The sequence below is a fragment of the Massilia scottii genome (assembly GCF_030846495.1).
In the GTDB taxonomy this organism is placed as follows: domain Bacteria; phylum Pseudomonadota; class Gammaproteobacteria; order Burkholderiales; family Burkholderiaceae_D; genus Telluria_A; species Telluria_A violaceinigra.
Genome location: NZ_JAVCWM010000008.1, coordinates 76,255 through 94,359, shown reverse-complemented (window position 1 = coordinate 94,359; position 18,105 = coordinate 76,255). Strand labels below are relative to the sequence as shown.

The 18,105-nt window shown below is 65.3% G+C and carries 15 protein-coding genes; 7 read left to right on the top strand and 8 right to left on the bottom strand.

Going from position 1 to position 18,105, the window contains the following annotated elements; genetic code table 11:
* Window positions 1-118 precede the first annotated feature (118 nt).
* Complete coding sequence (locus RBA41_RS13145; RefSeq protein WP_306624394.1) at window positions 119-847, bottom strand: hypothetical protein; 729 nt, start codon at window positions 845-847, stop codon at window positions 119-121.
* Window positions 848-1,240: 393 nt separating this feature from the next.
* Here RBA41_RS13145 and phaP point away from each other — a divergent pair, with 393 nt between their 5' ends.
* A complete protein-coding gene (phaP, locus tag RBA41_RS13140) occupies window positions 1,241-1,921 on the top strand; it encodes a TIGR01841 family phasin (RefSeq protein ID WP_306624392.1) in 681 nt (226 codons plus the stop codon).
* A 45-nt stretch (window positions 1,922-1,966) separates the two neighbouring features.
* Here the strand turns inward: phaP and RBA41_RS13135 are convergent, their stop codons facing one another.
* The 3 genes from RBA41_RS13135 to RBA41_RS13125 form a co-directional block, all read right to left on the bottom strand.
* Window positions 1,967-3,175 (bottom strand): acyltransferase family protein, encoded by a 1,209-nt coding sequence (locus RBA41_RS13135; RefSeq protein ID WP_306624390.1) that lies wholly within the window; start codon window positions 3,173-3,175, stop codon window positions 1,967-1,969.
* Window positions 3,176-3,305: 130 nt separating this feature from the next.
* Window positions 3,306-4,022, bottom strand: a complete 717-nt coding sequence (locus tag RBA41_RS13130) for a LytR/AlgR family response regulator transcription factor (protein WP_306624388.1) — start codon at window positions 4,020-4,022, stop codon at window positions 3,306-3,308.
* A complete protein-coding gene (locus RBA41_RS13125) occupies window positions 4,010-5,065 on the bottom strand; it encodes a sensor histidine kinase (protein WP_306624387.1) in 1,056 nt (351 codons plus the stop codon). Before RBA41_RS13125 ends, RBA41_RS13130 begins: the two co-directional genes overlap by 13 nt.
* 89 nt (window positions 5,066-5,154) lie before the next feature.
* Between RBA41_RS13125 and RBA41_RS13120 the strand changes: the two genes are divergently transcribed.
* Window positions 5,155-5,772, top strand: coding sequence for a YdeI/OmpD-associated family protein (locus RBA41_RS13120; protein WP_306624386.1), 618 nt, complete (start codon window positions 5,155-5,157; stop codon window positions 5,770-5,772).
* Between the two features lie 6 nt (window positions 5,773-5,778).
* Here RBA41_RS13120 and RBA41_RS13115 read toward each other — a convergent pair whose 3' ends face one another.
* The 3 genes from RBA41_RS13115 to ribA form a co-directional block, all read right to left on the bottom strand.
* Entirely contained in the window at window positions 5,779-6,747 is a 969-nt protein-coding gene (locus RBA41_RS13115) for an FHA domain-containing protein (RefSeq protein ID WP_306624385.1), read from the bottom strand.
* Entirely contained in the window at window positions 6,744-8,174 is a 1,431-nt protein-coding gene (locus tag RBA41_RS13110; protein WP_306624383.1) for a S1 family peptidase, read from the bottom strand. The genes RBA41_RS13115 and RBA41_RS13110 overlap by 4 nt, the downstream gene beginning before the upstream one ends.
* 73 nt (window positions 8,175-8,247) lie before the next feature.
* Window positions 8,248-8,892, bottom strand: coding sequence for a GTP cyclohydrolase II (gene ribA, locus RBA41_RS13105; protein ID WP_306624381.1), 645 nt, complete (start codon window positions 8,890-8,892; stop codon window positions 8,248-8,250).
* 160 nt (window positions 8,893-9,052) lie between these two features.
* Between ribA and RBA41_RS13100 the strand changes: the two genes are divergently transcribed.
* The gene (locus RBA41_RS13100) at window positions 9,053-10,951 is read left to right on the top strand and encodes a hybrid sensor histidine kinase/response regulator (protein ID WP_306624379.1); all 1,899 of its coding nucleotides are present in this window, start codon (window positions 9,053-9,055) and stop codon (window positions 10,949-10,951) included.
* Between the two features lie 65 nt (window positions 10,952-11,016).
* Here RBA41_RS13100 and RBA41_RS13095 read toward each other — a convergent pair whose 3' ends face one another.
* On the bottom strand, window positions 11,017-11,718 hold the full coding sequence (locus RBA41_RS13095) for a pirin family protein (RefSeq protein WP_306624377.1): 702 nt from the start codon (window positions 11,716-11,718) through the stop codon (window positions 11,017-11,019).
* A gap of 151 nt (window positions 11,719-11,869) precedes the next feature.
* On the opposite strand from RBA41_RS13095, the gene RBA41_RS13090 reads away from it, so the two are divergent.
* The 4 genes from RBA41_RS13090 to RBA41_RS13075 all read left to right on the top strand — a co-directional run bounded on the left by RBA41_RS13090 (window position 11,870) and on the right by RBA41_RS13075 (window position 18,096).
* Entirely contained in the window at window positions 11,870-12,805 is a 936-nt protein-coding gene (locus RBA41_RS13090; protein WP_306624375.1) for a LysR family transcriptional regulator, read from the top strand.
* A 175-nt stretch (window positions 12,806-12,980) separates the two neighbouring features.
* Window positions 12,981-13,928 carry an EAL and HDOD domain-containing protein gene (locus tag RBA41_RS13085; RefSeq protein ID WP_306624373.1) on the top strand — a complete coding sequence of 316 codons (948 nt, stop codon included), beginning with the start codon at window positions 12,981-12,983 and terminating at the stop codon, window positions 13,926-13,928.
* Window positions 13,921-16,107, top strand: coding sequence for a putative bifunctional diguanylate cyclase/phosphodiesterase (locus tag RBA41_RS13080; protein WP_306624372.1), 2,187 nt, complete (start codon window positions 13,921-13,923; stop codon window positions 16,105-16,107). Before RBA41_RS13085 ends, RBA41_RS13080 begins: the two co-directional genes overlap by 8 nt.
* A 105-nt stretch (window positions 16,108-16,212) precedes the next feature.
* The gene (locus tag RBA41_RS13075; protein ID WP_306624371.1) at window positions 16,213-18,096 is read left to right on the top strand and encodes a glycosyltransferase; all 1,884 of its coding nucleotides are present in this window, start codon (window positions 16,213-16,215) and stop codon (window positions 18,094-18,096) included.
* Window positions 18,097-18,105: the final 9 nt, after the last annotated feature.

Sequence of the window (18,105 nt, the reverse complement as noted above, 5' to 3'; positions counted from 1 at the left end):
GCGTTGACGCCCATTCCAGCCGCAAACAAAAGCGGCCTCCCGGAGGAAGCCGGTGTTGCTACGCATGATCGTTTCTGATGCGCATGCACCATGCCGGCGCGGTGCACAGGGCGATGATTCAGGCCGCCGCGCTGGCGCCGGGCGCGTCCTTGCCGATCCAGTAATTGAACTGGCCGAAGGTGGGCAGCAGTTCGGCGTCGCGGGCGTCGAAAAAATCCTGGATCATTTGCCGGTAGGCGCCGCGCCGCGAGAACTGGGCATGGGTGGCGCTGTAGCGCGCCACCGCCGCATGAAAGGTGCGGCGGATGCCATCGTCGGCGTTCAGGCCCGGATGGCTGCCCGATTTGCGCGGCCGGCCGCGCTTGACGTTGGCGCTGGAACCGCGCGTCTTGCCCGGTGCGCCGGAGTTTTTATAGTCCGGCAGCAGCGCATCCTTATGCTGGCCGCGCTCCCAGTAGCGGCGCAGATAGCGATACACGGATGGATGCGACACCCCGTGCAGCGCGCTTTGTTCCATCACCATGCGCCCGCGGTGGCGGGCCTGGAAGATCGCCGGTTCGTCGGCGACCAGCGCCTGCACCACGGCCCAGGCCCGATCGCGCACCTGGCGATGGCGCGCGGGCAGGGCTGCGGCGTCGCCGCTGCCCGCATGCGGGTCGCTTGCCAAGAGGCGCGCGCGCTGTTCGCGCAGGTCGGCGCTCAGCGTCGCGAGCGGCGCCAGCACCGGATGCGCGCCTTTCGCGCCCAGTTCGAAGGTGTAGGCGACGCTGGCGGCGCTGTCGATCCACAGGATGCGGATCGTGCGCGCCTGCGCCGGGTAATAGAGCAAGTCATTTTTCAGCAGCATGGCAGCGCTCCCTTGTCGAGTTGGTTAGTGTGTGCATCCATGCAAGTTTCACGCCATGGCCGAATGCGGCTGTTTCCCCTGCGGCGGCGCCGCGCGGGCAGGAAAACGGCATGCTTTTGGTGCAATGCAGCACACTTGCACCGTTTCAAGCCCGCAAGGCTGTTGGGAACGTTGCCGACTTGAACACATTTGATCTATATCAAACTCTGATCGCTCTTGTCGCCTAGTCTTGGGGCTCGTGCTGAAGACAAGATCTTGCAGAAGGTTTGATACGAGACAAGGAGCTTTCACCACGCCTGCGCTGCGGCGGCGCGATAAGGGTCACACACCAGGCCGCTTGTCCCCGGTACAGCAACTCCGTTTATTTGAAAAAACTACTTTATCGAGGTCTACATGTTTCCATATTCACAATCCGTGACTCCCGCTGTGCGAAGCCACCTGGACGCACAAGTTTCTTTCCTCAACGATATGTCGAAATCGTTGTTCAATTCGTTCCAGCAACTGTGCAATCTGAACATTCAGCTGACCCAGACCTTGCTGGAAGAGACCGCCATCAGCAGCCAGCAACTGCTGACGGCCGACCGCCAGACCGACGTGATCAGTGCAGCCGCATCGCGCGCCCAGCCTGCCACCGAAAAACTGCGCGCCTATCAACAGCACATTTCCCGCGTGGCTGCCGATGCGCAGGTCGAGCTGGCCCGCGTGACCGAGCAGCATGTGCAGGAAACCACCCGCACCGCGCGCGCCCTGGCTGACGAAGTGGCCCGCGTCGCTTCCGAAGAAACCGAGCGCAGCGTACGCAATCAACAGGAAAGCATGCGCAAGTTCAGCGATCCGTTTACCCAGAACGCGGGCGCATGGCGTGGTAACGGCAGCACCGAAGTGCGCGGCAGCACCAGCATGCAGAGCGGCCAGGCTGGCAACGCGCAGGGCGGTTCGGCTGGCAGCAGCCAGAGCGACATGCACGGCAGCATGCAGGGCAACAGCACCAGTGCGGGCGCTGCCTCGGCTGGCCAGGCCGGCAGCTCCGCCAGCGGGAAAGCCGGTAGCGCCAGCACCGGCAAGAACAGCTAAGAGTACTCGCCGGAGTCCGGCCGGCATGGAGCCGGCCGGACGCTGTCACGCAGTTGCCGCGGCGGGCTGCTTGCCCGCCGCGGTAACCGCGTGCGCGCTGGCGCGGGGCGCGATGCCGAAGAGCGGCCCCAGCACGCGTGAGCGCCGCACAATGTCGGCTACACCAAAACTGAGGGTCAAGGTCAGCACGATCAGCACCAGTGCTTCGACCGGTGGCGCCAGCCTGGCCGGCTGGATCGCATGCGCGGTCACGACGATCAGCGTCTGATGCACGATATACACGGGGAACACCGCCTGCGCCAGATAACGCCGGTTGGCGCTGTCGCGATTGAGGTGGTGGTGCGCAAATCCCAATACGGCCACGATTGCGCTCCACGCGAACAGGCAATACACGATGCGCTGCGCGTGCATCAGCGGTGCGGCCACCTGCGCGGAAACCAGGTCATCCGGCAGGGCATAATAGATGGTCAGCGCGGCCCAGCCGGCCGCCGCCATTCCCAGGCCATGCCAGCGCAGCGCTTCCAGGCGCGGCCAACATTGCGGCGTGCGCGCGAGCATGGCGCCGAGCAGGAACAGGAACAGATAGGTCGCGTGGTTGAACCAGTCGTCCACCAGCGCATGCGTGGTCGGAAAGCGCGACATCAGCGCCATGCGCCCGATGGACAATACCGCCACCGGCAGCACGATGATCTTCCATCCGGCCAGCAGTGCGCCGACGCGCGCGGCCAGCCGGTCGAAACGCGCACCAAACGCGATGACCAGGCCGCCCAGTAGGAGCGTGTACACCCACAGGTAGGCCACGAACCACAGATGGTTCCAGGTCGGCATGATCAGGCAATCGGTGCCCCGGCAGAACCCGCGGTAACGGCCCAAGTAGAGCTGCATGAAGTCGGCGTAGCCGCCCTGGTAGGCCACCTTTTCCACCACTTCGAAGTACGCCTGCGGCGGCACGATCACCAGCATGCCGAAGATGAGCGGCAGCAGCAGGTGCGCACTGCGCCGGCGCAGGAAGCGGCCGGCGCCAATCTTTGCCAGCATCAGGCTCGATGCCACGCCGGACACCAGGAACAGTAGTCCCAGGCGCCACGGCGACGACAGCAGCATCAGCGGCTCGATGGCATGGCTGGCGAACGGACTTTTGACGTGCCAGTCCCACGTCACGTAATACATGCCGACGTGGTAGAGAATCAGCACGAAAAAAGCGAGGATGCGGACCCAGTCGAGGAACCAGAGTCGGGCGGGGGAAGAAGTCATGGCGCGTTCCGTGAGTGGAAAACCCCAGCCTGAATCAACACGCCCAAGCGCGCCAGCGACATGGGGCGAGCCGGGATCACGGTGGGGCGAACCGGCGCGCGGCCTTACGGCACGGCCTTACGGCACGGCCTTACAACAGCGCCATGACGGCGGCCCGGTACTGCCGGCTGCACGGCACGCGCGCGCCGTCGCGCAGCACCAGTTCGCAGTCGCCTTTGTCGAGCGTGTCGATCCGCTCGATCCATGCCAGCTGCACGGCCGCGCGCCGGTGGCAGCGTACGAATCCCGGTCCCAGCTTGTCGAGCAGGCCGGCCAGCGTCTGCCGCATCAGCGGCTGCTCGCCGGCCGTATGCAGCACCACGTAATTGTCGGCGGTCTCGATCCACCCGATCCGGTCGACGCGGATCACGCGCGTGACACCCCGTTCGGTCACCAGCAACTGGCGCAGCGCATGCTCGCCCGCGAACGGCGGCAGTGGCTGCGCGCTGCGCGCCAGCAGGCGTTCGCGCAGGCGCTGCAAGGCGCGCCGCAGGCGGGCCTGGTCGTAGGGCTTGAGCAGGTAATCGATGGCGTTGGCGTCGAAGGCCTGCACGGCATACTGGTCGTGCGCGGTCGCGAACACGATCAGCGGCGCCGGCGCGGGCAGCGACGCGGCCAGTTCGAGGCCGCTCACCTCGGGCATCTGGATATCCAAAAACAGCGCGTCCGGTGCGAACGCCGCGATCTGCTGCATGGCATCGACAGCATCGCGCGCTTCCGCAATGGCTTCGACTCCAGCTTCCTGCGCCAACAGATGGCGCAGCCTGTCGCGCGCGGGGCGCTCGTCGTCGACGATCAGGATGCGCATGGCACCCTCATTTGCGCGCGCACCCCGCCCGGCGCCAGCGGCGACAGGGCCAGGCTGGCGCGCTCGCCGTACAGGGCCGCCATGCGCTCGCGCAGGTTGGACAGGCCCACCCCGGGCGGCGCATCGGGCGCCAGGGTGCCGATGTCGTCGTCGAGGGTCACCACCAGCATGCCGTCGCGGCGGCTGGCGCTGATTGCGATGTGCGCCGTCTCGCGCCGCTTCTCCACGGTGTGCTTGAAGATATTTTCGAGCAGCGGCTGGATGCTCATCACCGGCACGGGGCAGGCCAGCGCCTCGTCGTCGATGCGCCATGCGATGGTCACGCGCTCGGCGTAGCGCTCCTGCATCACGCGCGCGTAGCCGCGCACCAGCCGCAGTTCGGTCGACAGCGGCGCGGCCTGCAGTTCGCCCACGTCGAGCGTGGCGCGCAGCACGTCGGCCAGTTCGATCAGCGTGGCGTCGGCGCGCGCCACGTCGGTATGCATCAGGGACGAAATGGTGTTGAGCGCATTGAACAGGAAGTGCGGCTGCATCTGCTGGCGCAGGCGTTGCAGGTGCGCCTCGCGCAACAGGGCGATGGCCTTTTCGGCGCGCAGCTTCGCTTCCAGCAGCTGCCGGTACGACAGGATGCCGAACACGATCACCACGAACAGGCCGACGAACACCGACAGCTTGAGCGACTCGTAAAAGAAGGTCGGCCCCCAGGCTTCGTGTTCGTAGCGCATGCCGGCCAGCGCGTACACGCCATGGCGGATGCCGAATGCGATCGGCACGAACGCCACCCAGTACATCGGCAGGAACAGCGCCTGCAGGCCGAACCAGCGCCACGGCGTCGCCAGCAGATGGTCGTACTTGCGCGTCAGGCGCCGCTGCAGCGCCAGCAGGCCCGTTGCGGCCAGCATCGAGGAGCTTTCCCACAGCACCGGCTGCCACAGCGTCTTGCCGCCATCGCGCAGATAGTCTTCGACGGCGACCGATACCATCAGCGTCCAGAACAGCAGCCAGGCGACGCCGATGACGATGGTGGAGCGTTGAAGTCGCATGATTGGGTGGGGTGAATGACGCAGGGGCTGGCCGAAGCGCTGATGATTGCGTATTCTGTCTGCCATGTCAAAGAATCGGGAGAAACCGGATGGCAGGCACATTGGAGACACCGCTGGCGCAAGATGACGCCCCGCGCGCATTCGCCTCGCAGGCGGCATGGGCGCAGTGGCTGGCCGAACACCATGCCGGCTCGCGCGGGGTATGGCTGCGCCACGCGAAGAAGGGCGCGCCGGAGGCGACCGTGACGTACCAGGAGGCGCTGGAAGTGGCGCTGTGTTTCGGCTGGATCGACGGCCAGAAACGCAGCGAGGACCAGCATCACTGGCTGCAGCGCTGGACGCCGCGCGGCGCCAGGAGCATCTGGTCGCGCGTGAACCGCGACAAGGCGCTCGGCTACATCGCCGAGGGCAAGATGCAGCCGGCCGGCCTGGCCGAGGTGGAGCGCGCGCAAAACGATGGCCGCTGGGCCGCGGCGTACGAGCCGGCCAGCACGGCGCAGGTGCCGCCCGACCTGGAAGCGGCCTTCGATGCGCACCCCGGGGCGCGCGAATTTTTCGCCACGCTCAACGGGCAGAATCGCTACGCGGTGCTGTTTCGCATCCAGACCGCCGTCAAGCCCGACACGCGCGCGCGCCGCATCGCCACCTTTGCGGCCATGCTGGCGCGCGGCGAAACGCTGCATCCGCTGATGGCCAGGAAAGCCTGATGGGGCTCAGTCCTCGCCGCTGTCGCTCTTGACCTTCTCGCTGCGTTCGGCATCGAGCGTGGCCTTCATGGCGGCGACGTCGCCCATGAATTCATCGACGCTGTGGTCGGGACTGACGCGTGCCGATGGCGGCATCAGCACCGACATGAACAGTTCGTCGGCCATGCGTCCGTAGCGCTGCTGGTTGCTGATCAGGGTCAGGCCCGAGCCGATCAGGGCCAGGATCAGGCAGGCCAGTCCGAAGCGGCGGGTCTGGTGCGGCTTGACCGTCCCCAGGTGAAAGAAGATCACGCCGGCCACGATGGCGATCACCACGTGCGAGCTGTAGCCGGTCAGCGCTTCGAGCGAGAATGCGTAGGCCGCGGCGCTCGATGCCATTTTGTAGACCAGTATCGCCGTCAGGCCGCAGCCGACAATGAACAGGTGGCGCCCGAGCCGCGCGTGGCGCCCGAACAGGCGGTTGGCGAAAGCCCACGCGCCGCTCCATACCAGGCCGGCGCCGACACCGTAGGCCAGTGCGAGCAGGTAGCGGATCAGCTGGAACGGCTGGGTGTCGCTCAGCCACGTGGTAAGCAGCGCGAAGGCGCCGATCAGCAGCATGCCGACCAGGCCCGGGATGCCGCCCTCCCAGCCGTGCATGGTGCGGTCGACCATCTCCGGCCCGACCGGAAAGTCGGCCCCGCGCACGCGCAGGCTGGTGTGGCCGATGCGGATCACGGTGTCGCCGGTCATCACCAGGCTGGTCTTGCGCCGGCCCAGGTGGACCACGCCGTTTTTGGTCCCGAGGTCGCGCAGCACGGCCTGGCCATGCTCGTCAGCTTCGAGCACGGCGTGGCGCGGCGCGGCGAAGGCATCGTCGAGAATGAAGTCGTTGTCGTAGCCGCGGCCGAAGCGGATCGGCAGCGTGTTGACCTGGTGCCGGTGCAGCACGTCGCCGTTGCGCGCCAGCGTTTCGATGAAGTAGGGCGCGTTCATTGTTTGTGCCCGCGCGCCAGCGCTTCGAGGAAGGCGCGCGTGGTGCGCAGGCCGTTTTCGTACGAGACGCCGGAGACGTCCAGACGGCTCTGCAAGGTGGCGCGGGCGTCGTCGGTGCTGGCGGTGAGCAGGGTGAAGTTGTACAAGCCCGCGAACTTGCGGTAAGCGCGCACGCAGGTCACCGCGCGCAGCGGGAGCGATTTGGTCTTGACGAATTTTTCGGTGCACATGGGTCCGGTCATGCGCGTGTCCTTGGTGCTGCCCAGGTTATCGGTCTTGAACAGGGTCGATGCCAGCACCGCGAAGCGCGCCGGGTCCAGGATGGCCGAGCGCACGTACTGGTGCGTCATCGATACGTGCCCGGTCTGCTGCGAGTCCGACACGAAGATGGCGGACTCCATCGCGCAGGCCATGGTGTCGGCGTTGAAGGTCGCTTTGGCCTTGACGTTGGAGCGCCCCCAGCAGCGCACCTGTTCCGACTCGCGCACCGGCACCTGGTACGGGCCCATGGTCTTGAGCGAGAGCGGAGAGTCGAGCAGGCGGTCGATCATGCCGCGCTGGTGCGCCAGCAATTGCTGGCCGATCAGGGGATTGAAATCCGTGGGCGCGCTGGTCTGCGCCGCGACTTTTTTCAGCAATTCCTGGGCATAGCGCACCGGCACCAGAAAGCTGATCAATTCGCCATCGCGCCGCTTCGACACGTTCACCCCGGCCACGTCGCCGGCCACGGTCACGCTGGGACCGCCGCTCATGCCCGAGTTGATCGGGCCGGTGAACATCAGCTGGTCGTAAAAGCTGCGCGTGATGATACCGTTGTACGAGCCTTCCGAAATGGCGAAGCCGAGGTCGAGAGGGTTGCCCAGCGAATACAGATACTGGCCCTGGGTCAGCTTCACCAGTTTCTCGGGGATATTGAAAAAGCCGCTGCCGTTGCGGTTGATGCGCACCACCGCCAGGTCATGCAGCACGTCCACGGCGAGCAGCTCGACCGGGCCGCTCTTGCCGTCGGTATCGATATATTCGCCCACGTACACATCGGGGTCGAGCGCCATCTGCGACACCACGTGGTAATTGGTCAACACCAGGTTGCTGGTGCCGACCATGAAGCCCGAGCCCACGGTCGACTGGCTGCGCCCGTTCTTGAGCAGCATGCGGATTTGCAACAGGTCGCCCTTGGCGGCGGAATACACCTTTTGCGCGGCCGAGGACGGCGGTGGCAGGGCGGCGTTTTCTTCGACTTCGGGCGTGCTGGCCGCCGGGGGCTCGGCGCCCGGCGGAATGACGGCCGGTGCTGGCGGTGGCACGACGGCGGGAATGGTCAGGGAAGCGGGCGGGCGGACGGGCGCGGGAGGCGCCGCGGGCGGGGCCGCCGCGATCGCATGGGCGGCGAAACAATAAGCAAGCACTGCAGTATTGACAAATTTCATGCAATCCTTCGGTGGCAAGAGCTGTTTCCGCTATCTTGCCACCAGCTTAGCTTATTTGCGCGCGTTACGGGCCTTACAGTTCGCCATCCTGCGCAACGGGCTCGGCCAGCGGGGTCATCATGTGGCCGAGTTTGGCTTCCTTGGTGTTCAGATAGCTGTTATTGAAGGCGTTGCGGTTCACCAGCAGGGGCACGCGTTCGCTGACGGTGACGCCGAGTTTTTCCATCGCATCGATCTTGCGCGGGTTGTTGGTCATCAGGCGCAGCGCGTGGATGCCGAAATGGGCGAACATCGGCTGGCACAGCTCGTAGTTGCGGGCATCGGCGTGAAAGCCGAGAGCCAGGTTGGCCTCGACCGTGTCGGCGCCGGCTTCCTGCAGGCGGTAGGCGCGCATCTTGTTGACCAGGCCGATGCCGCGTCCTTCCTGGCGCAGGTAGAGCAGGATGCCGCGCCCTTCCTCGGCGATGCGCTTGAGCGCGCCTTCGAGCTGGGCACCGCAATCGCAGCGTTGCGAAAACAGCACATCGCCGGTGAGGCATTCGGAGTGGACGCGCGCGAGCACCGGTTCGCCGTCGCCGATGTCGCCCAGGGTCATCGCCAGGTGCTCCTTGCCCGTTGCGTGCTCGACAAAGGCGTGCAGGGTGAACTGCGCCCAGGGAGTGGGCAGCGCGCACGAGGTGGTGTAATCGAGGAGTTCTTCAGTGACGGGGGAGGGCATGGCCATGTTCTCAAATCTATTGCTGTAGCCGCAAGTGTAGCGGAAATCGGGTGGGGCCGTTGGGGGAGGGGCTCTAATAGCCCCTCCGTCAATGGCTGCTTTTTGGGCTTGCTGCCTGGACAAAAAAGAGTACACTTGTATTTTAAGCTATAGAGTTGCCATGTCTCAATCCTATCTCGAGGCCGACCGCCTGAAGCTGTTCATTTCAAAAGTCACCGATTACGCGATCTATATGCTCTCGGCCGATGGCGACGTGGTGAGCTGGAACGCGGGCGCGGAACGCTTCAAGGGTTACACGCCGGATGAAATCATCGGCAAGCACTTTTCGACGTTTTACACGCTCGAGGACCGGGCCAGCGGTGTGCCGCACAAGGCGCTGTATGTGGCCCGCACGACCGGCAAATTTGAAGATGAGGGCTGGCGGGTGCGCAAGGACGGGTCCCTGTTTTGGGCCAACGTCGTCATCGATCCCATCTTCGGATCCGACGATGTGCTGTTGGGATATACAAAGATTACGCGGGATATCACCGAAAAGCGCCGCGCGGCCGAAGCGCTGCACGCAAGCGAAGAGCGCTTCCGGCTGCTGGTACAAAGCGTGACCGATTATGCCATCTACATGTTGTCGCCAGCCGGGCTGATCACCAACTGGAACGAGGGCGCCAAGCGGATCAAAAGGCTGGTCTTCGACGAAGTCAAAGGAAGCCATTTTTCGCGCTTTTATACCGAAGAGGACAGGCTCAACGGAGTTCCGGAGAAAGCGCTGCTGACGGCGCAGCACGACGGACGCTACGAGACGGAAGGGTGGAGAGTGCGCGGTGACGGCACGCGCTTCTGGGCCCACGTCGTGATCGATCCTGTATTCGACTCGGCAAGGCAGCTGATCGGCTTTGCCAAGATTACCCGCGATATTACGGAGCGGCGCGAGGCGGCGCTCGTGCTGGAACGCACCCGGGAAGCGCTTGCGCAATCGCAAAAACTGGAGGCCATCGGCAAGCTGACTGGCGGCATCGCGCACGACTTCAATAACCTGTTGAATGTGATCTGCAGCGGGATCGATTTATTGCGTGGGACGCCATCGGATACGGCGCAACACCGCAAGATCATCGACAGCATGGAGCGCGCCGCGCAGCGCGGGGCCGCCCTGACCGGCCAATTGCTGGCGTTCGCGCGTCAACAGCCACTGACCCTCGAAGTGCTCGATATCAACCATATCATCGCGTCGTTCGAAGCGGTGCTGCGGCGGGCGGTTCCCAACTCGGTCCGGTTTGTCATTACAAAGGAACCCGTCGGCAGGGTGCAGACCGATGTCTCGCAGTTCGAATCGGCACTTCTCAATCTGGTGATCAATGCACGCGATGCGGTAGGCGAAGACGGATCCATCACGCTGGAAACGCGCCAGGCCTTGCTGGAGGAAAATGAAATTGATCGGCTGCCTGCCGGCACGTATGCGGTGATTTCCGTCAGCGATAATGGGGCCGGCATGGCGCCCGAGGTCGCGGCCCGTGCGCTCGAACCTTTTTTCACGACCAAAGCGGTAGGCAAGGGAACCGGCCTCGGCCTGAGCCAGGTGTACGGGCTCATGCAGCAATCGGGCGGCCACCTCGTCCTCAAGTCGGCTGTGGGACAAGGAACCTGCATTTCCCTGTACTTCCCGACGCAGGTTGCGCAGCACGGGAGCGAGCCTGAAGTGCCAAGTGTCGATAGAGCGCTCGTCGTCGATGACCAGCCCGATGTGCTCGACATGACGGTCGCCATCTTCCAAAGCCTGGGCTACGACGCGATCGCCGCCAACAGCGGGGCGGAGGCGATGCATCTGCTGCGGCAGCATCCTGATATCAAAGTGCTGTTTACCGACGTCGTGATGCCCGACATGAACGGGGTGGCGCTCGCGCAGGCCGCCAGGGAGCTGATGCCCGAGATCAAAATCCTCCTCACGTCCGGCTACATGAGCGGCCCGCTGCGGGAGCAGTTCGGCGAAGCGCTTGCGCAGTTCGACCTGATCGCCAAGCCATACAGACTGGCCGATGTTGCCAAGCGCCTGCGCACGGTCACCAGTTAACTGCCGGGCGTGCGGAGGATGCGCAGGGGTGCGTGTCGCCGATGGTGCGCAACGTCGGCGGCCTGTCAATACGGCAAGTCGAACACCAGCACCTCGGCCGCCTCGGCGTTCTCGATCCTGACCGCGCTCTCCTGCGTCATTTTCACCGCATCGCCGCCCTTGAGCTGGACGCCGTTGACCGTCAGCGAGCCGCGAATCAGGTGCACATACCCGGTGCGTCCTGCGGCCAGCGGGTGCTCGATCGCCTCGCCACCGTTCAGAATGCCCGCATAAATCGCTGCATCCTGGTGAATCAGCACCGAATCCTGGCGTCCGTCGCTCGACGCAATCAGGCGCAGCTGGCCGATCTTGCTTTCCGGCGTGAAGTGTTTCTCTTCGTAGCTCGGCGCGATGCCGGTCACGTTCGGCTGGATCCAGATTTGCAGAAAATGCACCGGCGCCGTCGCCGAGCCGTTGAACTCGCTGTGCCGCACCCCGGTTCCGGCGCTCATCCGCTGCACATCGCCATAGTGCAATACGGAACCGGTGCCCATGCTGTCCTTGTGTTCCAGCGCCCCTTCCAGCACGTAGGAAATAATCTCCATGTCGCGGTGGCCGTGGGTGCCGAAGCCTTGCGAAGGCGCTACTTTGTCTTCATTGATCACCAGCAGCGGGCCGAAGCCGGTCTGTTTCGGATCGTGATAGTGACCGAAAGAAAACGTATGTTTGGATTGCAGCCAGCCATGGTTTGCGTTGCCACGTTCTGCGCCTGGACGAATTTCTAACATGATTTGCTCCGTTTCTTTAAAGTTAATGTGCAATAATTTCGATCCACGTTATCGGTGGATTTCTGTTTCGCTGCACCGATGAAGCTAGTATAGGGGGCGTCGAGCGAATCAAAAAACGGAAAATTTTGTCTCCTATGATCGAAAAAATCGAATGCTAAAACTGAGCCTGGAAGCACTGCTGATCATCGACGCCATCGACCGCCGCGGGTCCTTCTCCAAGGCCGGGCAGGAATTGCACCGGGTACCCTCGACCATTTCCTACACCGTGGCCAAGTTGGAGGACGACCTGGGAGTGCAAGTGTTCGAGCGCAACGGCCCGCGCATCCTGCTCACCCCGGCCGGGCGCGAACTGCTCACCGAAGGGCGCTACCTGCTCAAGGCCGCGCAAGACCTGGAACACCGCGTGCGCCGGGTCGCGTCCGGCTGGGAAACCGAACTGGGCATCGGCATCGATTCGATGTTTTCCGCGCTCGCGCTGCGGGACGACATCCGCGCGTTCTATGAAGTAGCGCAGCAGACGCGCCTGCGCATCGTGCAGGAAACCCTGTCCGGTCCATGGGAAGCCTTGCTCGACCGCCGCGTCGACCTGCTGGTCGGCGTGGCCGGCGACGGTCCGGCCGGCGGCGGCTACGTGGCGCGCATGATCGGTTCCATGCCCTTCGTGTTCGCCGTCGCGCCCGGCCATCCGCTGGCCGGCATGCCCGAACCGCTCGGACGCAGCCAGTTGCAGAACCACCGCGCCATCGTGGTGGCCGATTCGGCGCGCAACATGGCGGCGCGCACGGTCGGCCTGCTGCTGGGGCAGGACGCGCTGACGGTGCCGACCATGCAAGCCAAATACGATTTGCAGATCGCCGGCCTGGGCTTCGGCTTTCTGCCCGAAGCCTGCGCCCGCCCGGCCATCGAGCGCGGGCTGTTGGTTGAAAAACAGGTCGAGGAAGTGCGCGGCGCCGAAACCTTTTACCTGGCCTGGCGCGTGGGCGAGGAGGGCGCGGCCCTGCGCTGGTGGCGCGAGCGCATGCAGCGCCCCGGCCTGTTCGCGCAACTGGCCGATTTTGCGCCGGGCGGATTTGCAACACCTGCTTGATAGCGGGAGATTTTTTTCCGCGAATCACCTTAGTTCTTGATCGAAACGTTGGTGGGGGTAAATAACTCGGGGGTACCATGGCCTTCACTGTTACCCACCCCCCCCCTCGATCCCAATGACCTGCTCGAGCCCGGCGCCACTCCTAGTTTTACGCGTATTAGCGGACCGCCGCGGCTTGCCCTCCGGTCTGCTGATCGACGTTGGCGCGGCAGCGGCCGCCGCGGCAGCGGACGATGCGCTCGTCGCGCCATCCATCGTGGCAGCGCTGGGCGCCTTGTGCGATGAGTTTCCGTGCCTGTACCGGAGCGGCCTCGATGCGCGGCTGGCCGATGTGCTGCGCGGCCAGGGCTGGACCGAGCTGGCCGCGCGCAGCCTGTACTGCGCCGACGAGCGCCTGAGCGCGGTGCTGCTGCCGCCCGAAGCGCGCTGGATCGATGGCGACTGGTGCATGGCCGCACCGGCCAGGGAGGCGGCCCGCCAGGCGGCATCGCGCGCGCTCGCCCTTCAGCTGGTGCAACTGGTCGCCGCCGACGCCGACACCCACGAAATCGAAGCGCTGCTGCGGCTCGACCCGACCCTGTCGTACCAGCTGCTGCGTCTTGTCAATTCACTCGGCATGGGCGTGGTGCGGCGCATCACCAGCTTCGGCCAGGCGCTGCTGATCCTCGGACGCCAGCAACTGCGCCGCTGGCTCAATCTGATGCTGTTCGCCGCCAACAAGGATGACATCCGCTCGCCCATGCTGCTGGCACGCGTGTCGGTGCGGGCGCGCTCGCTCGAACTGCTGGCCCGTACGCGCGGCCTGGACAAGCTCACCCAGGAGCAGGCATTCATGACCGGGATGTTTTCGCTGCTCGGGGTCCTGTTCGGCATGCCGCTGCCCGCCATCCTGGCGCCGCTCTCGATCAGCGATGCGGTACTGGGCGCGCTGCTGCACCGCGACGGTGAACTGGGCGCGCTGCTGGACCTGGTCGAATGCGCCGAACGGGGCGAACCCGATGCGGTGGCGGCGCGCGTCATGGCCCTGCAAATGACGCCGTGCGACTTCAACGCCGCCATCATCGAAGCGAACCGCTGGATGCTGGGCGCCTTGCGCGACAGCGGCGCGCGTCATCATGGCTGAATCGGCCCTCGACCGCAGCCTCGACCTCGTGCGCATCGCGCGCGAGATGGAGGGCAGTGCGCTGACCCAGATGCTGGTGCGGCTCGAAGCCGAGCTGCTGCTGGCGAAAGAAGCGCAGCAACCGCCGGCGCGGCGCCTGCTGCGGCACCACGCCGACACCTACGAAGCGTCCGACGAACCGGTGATCGTGCTCGATTTGTCCGGCTACCTCACCAGCTGGAACCGCGGCGCCGAAGCGGTGTTCGGCTACACCAGCGAGGAAGCGATCGGCCAGCACGTGCTGTTCCTGTACGCCGACGACACCGATGAAGCCGATCCGGGCATCGCCGAACTGTTCCTCGAACATGGCAGCTGCCTGGTCGAAGTGCGGCGCCGCCGCAAGAGCGGGGACGTGATCTGGGTGCGGCTGGCGCTGTCGCTGATCCACGATGACGACGGCGAAGCGATCGGCATGCTGGTGCACCTCTCGCCGCTGGCCGAACACCTGAGCGAGGAAGACAAGATCCGCCTGTACGCGCGCATCATCGAAGACAGCGACCAGGGCGTGCTCATTACCGACGCCAGCGAGCGCATTGTGTCGATCAACAGTTCGTTCACCCGCATCACCGGCTACTCGGCGGCCGAATCGATCGGGCAGACGCCCGACCTGCTGCGCTCCGGCGTGCATGACGCCGAGTTCCGCGCCAAGGTGCGCGCCGCCATGCAGGGCAACGGCCCGTTCCGCGGCGAGATTGTCGGCAAGCGCAAAAATGGCGAGCTGTTTCCGCAATCGGTCACCATCAGCGTGGTGCGCAATGCCGAGGGCAGGATCACGCATACGTTCTCGCTGTTTTCCGACATCAGCGTGCACAAGGACGCCGAAGCGCGCATGCAGCGCATGGCCAACTACGACAGCCTGACCGGCCTGCCGAACCGCTCGCTGTTCAATCACCTGGTCGGACAGGTGCTCAACGAAGCGCGGCGCGGCAACGAATACGGCGCGCTGATGGTGGTTGAAGTGAACCGCATCGGCGCCATCAGCGACACGCTCGGCCACGACGTGGCCAATGACGTGCTGTGCATGGTGGGGCGCCAGTTCCGCAGCGTGCTGCGCGAGCCCGACATCCTGGCGCGCATCGACGGCAGCAAATTCGCCATTGCCCTGCCCACTATCGGACAGCGCGAGCACGCCGGCATCGTCGCGCAAAAGCTGCTCGCGACCCTGGCCGCGCCGCTGCTGGTGGCGGGCCACGGCCTGCAGGTGAGCGCCAATATCGGCATCGCGCTGTACCTCGACGACAGCATGGATACGGCCTCGCTGCTGCGCTTTGCCGAGGTGGCGCTGGCCAAGGCCGGCGAATTCGGCAGCGGCGGCTTCCTGTTCTACCGCGACGAAATGGACCAGCGCGCGCGCGAGCGCCTGCGCCTGGAAACCGAGCTGCGCGAAGCCCTGGCCGGAAACCAGTTCGAGCTGCACTACCAGCCCAAGGTGAGCCTGCGCAGCGGCCGCATCGTCGGCGCCGAAGCACTGATCCGCTGGCGCCATCCGGAGCGCGGCATGATTTCGCCGGGCGTGTTCATTCCGCTGGCCGAGGAGACGGGCCTGATTTTCGATATCGGCAACTGGGTGATGAATGAAGCGTGCCGCCAGGTCCGCGCGTGGGACGACGCCGGCCTGTCCATGCCGCCGATTGCGATCAACGTGTCGGCGCGCCAGTTCGACCGCAGTCTGCCGGGCCGCATCAGCGACGTGCTGGACCGGCACCGCGTGGAGCCGGCGCAGATCATGCTGGAGATAACCGAGAGCCTGCTGGTGCGCGGCACCGACGGCATCATCGCGATCATGAACGAACTGGTGGCCATGGGCCTGGCGCTGGCGCTGGACGACTTCGGCACCGGCTACTCGAGCCTGGCCTACCTGAAGAAATTCCCGATCAGCACATTAAAAATCGACCGCTCGTTCGTGATCGGCTTGCCGTACGAAGAAAACGATTGCGCCATCGCGCGTGCGATCGTGACGATGGCCCAGCAATTGCGGCAGGAAATCGTGGCCGAAGGCGTCGAAACCCCCGAGCAGATGGCCTTTTTGCGCGACCTCGGCTGCGACCAGTTGCAAGGCTACCTGTTCAGCCAGGCGGTGTGCGCCGATGAATTTGCCCGCATGCAGCGCGAAGCGAAACGGCTGATGGTGAGCCGCTGAGGCGCCAGCGCGCTCATTGCGCGCACCTCTGTTCAACATCAAACAGGGCGCGCATTTTCCGCGCATGCTTTCTTCACAGGTCAACCACCCTTTGAAGAGTCCGCTTTGACAAGCCCTTTCCCAACCGAACCGCAGGTCACCGTGCTGATGCCGACGTACGGCCAGTGCCACTTCATCCGGCGCGCGCTCGACAGCCTGCTGGCCCAGTCCCTTGGCGCGTGGGAAGCCATCGTCATCGACGACGGCTCGCCCGACGACACGGCCGGCGTGGTCCAACCGTTCCTGCGCGATGAACGCGTGCGCTACCGGCGCCTGCCGCACAACACGGGCCTGGGCAATGCCCTGAACTGCGCGCTGAACCTGGCGCGCGCGCCGCTGATCGCCTGCCTGCCCAGCGACGACGTGTTTTACCGCGAGCACCTGGCCACATTGTGCGCGGCGCTGCAGGCCCGGCCCGACGCCGTTCTCGCATACGCGGGCGTGCGCCATCATTACAACCGCGAGGCCGACGGCCTGATCGCCGGCACCGCGCTGCAGCTGGTCCAGTGCATGTACCGCAGGAGCGAGTTGCGCTGGACCGACCGCGACGAGCTCGAATCGGACGACCTGGAACGCCTGTTCTGGGGGCGCCTGCGCGAGCAAGGTTCGTTTACCGGCACCGGCCAGCTCAGTTGCGAATGGACCAGCCACCCGGCCCAGCGCCATAAGCTGATGCAGGAGCCGGTGGGCGGCATCAACCCGTTTCGCCAGCATTACCGGGTGCGCGAGCCGCTGCGCTTTCACACCACGGCCGGCAACGCGATCGACGAGGTGGCGCAGTACCGCGCCATGCGCGCGCGCCCGCCCACGCCGGCTGCCGAAGATGGCTTGAACATCCTGCTGGCCGGCGAACTGGCGTACAACGCCGACCGGGTGCTGGCGCTGGAAGAGCGGGGCCACACGCTGCACGGGCTGTGGATGCGCGAGCCGTACTGGTACAACACGGTCGGGCCGCTGCCGTTCGGGCATGTGCGCGAGCTGCCGTTCGGTCGCTGGCCCGAGGCGGTTGGGCAGCTGCGGCCGGACATCATCCACGCCCAGCTGAACTGGCAGGCGGTGCCGTTTTGCCACCAGCTGTTGCTGGCCACACCCGGCGTACCGTTCGTGTGGCACTTCAAGGAAGGCCCGTTCATCTGTCTTGAAAAAGGCACGTGGCCGCAGCTGGTGGCGCTGTTCGAGCTTGCCGACGGCTGCATCTTCAGCAGCCCGGAAATGCGCGACTGGTTCGATACCGTGCTGCCGGGTCTGTCGACGTCCAAGCCCTGCCATGTGCTCGATGGCGACCTGCCCAAGGCCAGCTGGTTTGGCGAGGCGCGCACCAGGTTGCTGTCCGCCGCGGACGGCGGCGAAGTCCACACCGTCGTTCCCGGCCGCCCCATCGGCCTGCATCCCCACACCGTGGGCGAACTGGCGGCCCAGGGCATCCACCTGCACTTTTACGGCGACTTCACGCACGGCCAGTGGCGCCAATGGATAGCCGACGCACGGCGCCTGGCGCCTCGCCATCTGCACCTGCATGCCAATGTCGACCAGTCGCGCTGGGTGGAGGAATTCTCGCGCTACGACGCCGGCTGGCTGCATGCCTTCGCCAGCACCAACGACGGCGAACTGCGGCGCGCCAACTGGGATGACCTGAATTATCCGGCGCGCATGGCCACCCTGGCGGCAGCCGGCCTGCCGATGATCCAGCGCAGTAACGAAGGCGCCATCGTGGCGACGCAGTCGCTGTCGCACCGGCTCGGCACCGGCCTGTTCTACGATTCGATCGGGCACCTGGGCGCCTTGCTGCGCGACCGCCCGCGCATGGACGCGCTACGCGAACAGGTGTGGTCGCAGCGCGCGCAGTTCACCTTCGACGCCCATGTGCCCGAACTGGTCGCGTTTTTCCGGCGCGTGATCGCGGCGGCAGGCAGCAATCAGCCGCGCCCGCGCGGGCCGGCGATTTCCTGACCGTCACCG